We start from the raw sequence: 2,289 nt of genomic DNA, 5'->3' as shown, positions 1-2,289 counted from the left end.
CGTGTTTATGGATTCCACTAGTAAAACAACGACCATCGATTTTAGGGAAAAAGCGCCGTTGCTTGCCACGCCCGATATGTTTTTGGATGAACAGGACAAGCTTATTGAAGGTAGCAACCACAACGGACTAAAATCCGTGGGCGTTCCCGGAACCGTGGCAGGGCTCTATATGGCGCATGGCAAATACGGTTCATTACCTTGGAAAAAGCTGGTGCAGCCTGCTATCGATCTGGCCAGGAAAGGGATCGTTCTTTCGTATACCCTTTCCTCCCATGCTAAAGATATACGTTCAGGTCCATCTCCCGATTTTATGAAAAATTACTTTAACGATTCTGGGGGTATGTTGCTCGAACACGGAGACCTATGGAAGCAAAAAGAATTGGCAAATACCCTAAAAGAAATCAAAAGACATGGTAGGGATGGGTTCTATAAAGGCAAGGTGGCCCAAGAAATTGCAGCCTACATGAAAAACAACGGCGGTCTTATTGGCCATGAAGATCTTGAAAAATATACCGCTATTGAACGTGAGCCCGTAAAAGGCACCTATCATGGCTATGACATATATTCCATGCCCCCGCCCAGTTCCGGAGGTGTGGCCTTGATTGAAATGATGAATCTGATAGAGCTGGCCAACCTTGATTCCGTAGCCTTCAATTCCACCGAATATGTACATCTTGTAGCCGAAACCATGCGAAGGGCCTTTGCCGATAGGGCCGAACATCTTGGAGATCCCGATTTCAATCCCGATCTGCCCCTTGATAAGTTGATTTCAAAGGATTTTGCTAAAATGCGATATGACAATATCGATTTTTATAATGCTTCCGTGAGCGATTCGACCCGATTTGGACAGCTTAATGACGGTACGAATACCACCCATTTATCGGTAATGGACAAAGACCATAATGCCGTATCGCTTACCTATACTTTGGAACACTCCTATGGATCTGAAATGGGTTCCCAAAAACTGGGGTTTATCTTCAACAATGAGATGGGGGACTTTAATCCGCAACCGGGCTATACGAATAGCAGTGGACTGATAGGAAGCGACCCGAACCTTATCCGGCCCGAAAAACGGATGCTTTCGAGCATGACACCTACCATCGTGGCCAAAGTCGGAACACCTTATTTGGTAATCGGTAGTCCTGGAGGGAGAACGATTATCAACACCGTTTTCCAAACCGTTCTGAACGTATTGGGATATGAAATGCCGATCGAGAAAGCCATAGAAACGATGAAGATTCACCATCAATGGCTGCCCGATCAACTGGAGTTTGAAAAGTATCTGCTTTCACCGGATACCCAAAAGTCCCTTGAAAAAATGGGCCATAAAACTCGGGGAGTAGAAAATCTGGGTCGGTTGATGGGCATTATTTATGATCCTGAACTGAATATTTATATCGGAGCTTCCGATTCTTCGAGTCCTGATGGGGCGCCGATCGGGTATTGAAATTCCAAACCAATATGCACGTCTTTACTCGGCATCCCAAAAAATACGATCTAGCAAGCTGACAGAAGGAATATTCTGTCCGTTTCGGCTAGTTTCATTATCGGGATATGGCAATCTTCTAATGTATTCCCCGTTCAATCCCGTATTTAGGTTAGCCGGTAAGGTCATGTCCTTGTACTGGTAGTCGAACCGACGTGCATCGTTCCATGCCTCGGGATGTAAGAACAAGGCCACCCATTTTTCCTTAAAAATGGCATCGACCGTAAACGCGCCTTCGCCCATACTTACCTGCGGACTCGCCAAATAGGCGTCTATATCGGCTTGGGGGACTTCCAACATTTCCATATGGGCCATGATACCGTCCAAATAGGCTTGATAGGATCTTGGTTTATCAACTATAAACGCTGCTTCGGCCTCTATAAATTTTTGTTCGCTATAGGTAGCGATTAAGATAGGTGCCGTTTCGGAGGTATAAAATTGGTCTTCGATAAGGGTGGATCTTGCCCCTTGTTCAGGTGCATTCCCCCTACCTGCACCATTTTCGGTACCCACAAATTCCCCATCATCGGTCGTGCCCACCATGAGCTTTAATCTGGGATCTACGGCATCGTACGAAGTTCCGTCCAACGCCTGGATAAACTGTTCCGATATCCAACCGCCCAACAACAGATCGGCATTGTTCCTGGCGATATTGAACCATGGATTGACCGATTGTTCGAAAAAATCGACCCTGGCGTTATCATCATTGGATTGAAATCCATTGTCGACCGCGGTCAACACTTCTGTTGCGCTATAGCCCTGTACATCCTTCAAATGGATCATATATCTCGCCTTTAGCATGT

Annotated in this window: 2 protein-coding genes; one reads left to right on the top strand and one right to left on the bottom strand. The window is 46.0% G+C overall.

Going from position 1 to position 2,289, the window contains the following annotated elements; translation table 11 throughout:
• Positions 1 to 1,447 (top strand): gamma-glutamyltransferase (gene ggt / locus ACEW8S_RS14725; protein WP_373518890.1); only part of this gene is annotated, 1,447 nt, incomplete at its 5' end.
• A 24-nt stretch (positions 1,448 to 1,471) separates the two neighbouring features.
• Here ggt and ACEW8S_RS14720 read toward each other — a convergent pair.
• Positions 1,472 to 2,289: SusD/RagB family nutrient-binding outer membrane lipoprotein (locus tag ACEW8S_RS14720; protein WP_373518889.1), on the bottom strand; the 818-nt coding region annotated here is incomplete at its 5' end.

The sequence above is a fragment of the Pricia sp. genome (assembly GCF_041745955.1).
Lineage (GTDB): Bacteria > Bacteroidota > Bacteroidia > Flavobacteriales > Flavobacteriaceae > Pricia.
The sequence above is the reverse complement of the archived record's forward strand: the minus strand, read 5'-3'. Positions and strand labels throughout refer to the sequence as shown.